Origin of the sequence: Paenibacillus sp. oral taxon 786 str. D14 (assembly GCF_000159955.1) — a bacterium.
GTDB classification, from domain to species: Bacteria; Bacillota; Bacilli; order Paenibacillales; family Paenibacillaceae; genus Fontibacillus; species Fontibacillus phoenicis.
The window spans coordinates 3,946-6,151 of sequence record NZ_GG695991.1; the positions used below are offsets into that span (position 1 = coordinate 3,946).

The 2,206-nt window shown below is 52.9% G+C and carries 2 protein-coding genes; both read right to left on the minus strand.

Annotation, left to right across the window (positions count from 1 at the left end):
* Positions 1-17: 17 nt before the first annotated feature.
* The gene (locus tag POTG_RS19145) at positions 18-488 is read right to left on the minus strand and encodes a GNAT family N-acetyltransferase (protein WP_009226496.1); all 471 of its coding nucleotides are present in this window, start codon (positions 486-488) and stop codon (positions 18-20) included.
* 95 nt (positions 489-583) lie between these two features.
* Positions 584-1,870, minus strand: coding sequence for a GTPase HflX (gene hflX, locus POTG_RS19150; protein WP_009226497.1), 1,287 nt, complete (start codon positions 1,868-1,870; stop codon positions 584-586).
* Positions 1,871-2,206 lie beyond the last annotated feature (336 nt).

The following is a 2,206-nucleotide window of genomic DNA, read 5'->3' on the forward strand; positions in this document are numbered from 1 at the left end:
CAAAAAGGGATGCTGCCCTATCGCAGCATCCCTTTGTATATTCCGGGCTCCGAGCCCTCAATCACGATCGCGCCGGTCGCCTTGGCGTAGAAATCTTTCGGGCCCGCGCCGCCGATTACCGCATATCCGTAACCGTCCATCCGCATCAGGTCGAGCGTATGCAGCAGCAGCTGTTTGCCGATCCCCCGGCCCCGCTCCTTCTCATCAACGCCGGTGGGTCCGAAGAACCCTTTCATCGTGGCATCATAGCAGGCGAAGCCTAGCAGCTTTCCGTTTTCAATGGCGATAATACAGGAAACCGGCGAACGGGCAAGAGCTACTTCACATTCGCTTACCCAGTGCTCATTGAAATGCTCGCCTACCCATTTCGCGACAACATGCTTCTCCGGGCCGATGGCACGGCGAATGGTGATCCCGGTCCGGGCTTCGTACTGCTGGGCCGATTCGAAGGGGGGAAGATCGTATAATTTCACTAACATATCGGACATGCTTATCGCTCTCCTTTGTTAGAAAGACGTGTTTTGAGGGCTATTATACGTCTTCCCTTCCCATCCGACAACCGATAAGCGAAAATATTTTCCTGTCACTCCGCACCTTCGAGCACATACTCCTTATATCTTCCGTAATCGCTTTGCTTACACTCCAGAACGAGCTTTGTTCCCTCTTCCTCATAACTCGTCTCGAGCACGTTGGCCTGCTCATTCAAGTAAGAAACGAGGGACCCTTTATCGTACGGAATCAACATCGTGCACTTCACGTAGTCCTTGAAAATCCGCCGGCGGATTTCATTCACCAGCTCGGCAATACCGATGCGCGGCTTAGCGGCCAAGTAAATGATATCTCCCTGGACACTTGGGAATGCTTGCTCCGTCCGATCGGACTTGTTGTAGGCATAGATCATCGGGATGTCGGTGATGCCAATTTCCTTCAACGTTTGGTGCGTGATCTCGATCATCCGCGCGAATTCCGGGTTGGAATAATCAACGACATGGATCAAAAGATCCGCCTCAGCAACCTCCTCCAATGTGGATCGAAACGCCTTGACCAGGTGATGCGGCAGCCGGCTCACGAAGCCCACCGTATCCGTCAGCAAAAACGACTTGTTATCCTCCAGCGGGATATTGCGGACGGACGTCTCCAGCGTGGCGAACAGCATATCCTTCTCCAGCACCTGCTTCTCCATTCCGGGAGTATATGTTTCGAGCAGCGCGTTCATGATCGTCGACTTCCCGGCATTGGTATAGCCAACGAGCGATACGACAGGCACATCGTTCTTCTTGCGCTGTTTGCGTTGGGTTTGGCGATGGGCCACCAGCGTCTCCAGCTCACGGCTGAGCGCGGTGATCTTCTCCTCAATCCGCCGGCGATCAAGCTCCAGTCTCGTCTCCCCCGCACCGCGGTTCTTCGTGCCGACCCCGCCGCTTTGGCGCCCCAGCGATTCCCGCAGCCCGATGAGCCGCGGCAGCATATACTTCAGCCGGGCCACCTCAACTTGGAGCTGGGCCTCGCGGGTTTTCGCCCGTTCCGCAAAAATATCCAGAATCAGCAGCGTCCGGTCAATCACTTTACACTCCAGATCGGACTCCAGATTTCGCAGCTGCGACGGGGATAACTCATCATTAAAAATCACGAGATTGCCGTCGTGCGCCTCCAAGAGCGCCCGCACCTCGGCAATTTTGCCTGTACCGATATAATGCGACGGAGTGACCTTAGGCAGGTTTTGCGTAAGCACGCCCACGACTTCAATGTCGCAGGCCTCCGCCAAATTCGCTAGTTCTTCCATCGAATAGTCGAAATCCGACTGATGATTTAAATTCACGCCAACCAAGATGGCTTTTTGCTCTAACTGTTGTTGTTCCGTCATGGTCATAACCGAGTTCCTCCTTTATAGGAAAAAAATAAACACAGGTACTACACCTGTGTTTACGCAAACGGTCCCTCAAACAGCCCGAAATCCACGAACAGAAGATCACGTCCCCGTTCGCGTTCCCGGCCAAATCAGGCATATTCTATTCTAAAGTTCCAATTGGTCCCCTTTATCATAGTACACCTATCCCGTTCGCTCTGCACAGGTGCAGAGCCTTTGGCAGTATTCAATTATACGCACAAAGTGGTGAAACGGAATTTAATGTACAACACGGGGAACCCTCCGTTCTTTTTATAGTGATTCCAGTTTATCACAATTCGTATGCGTTCACAATCCACC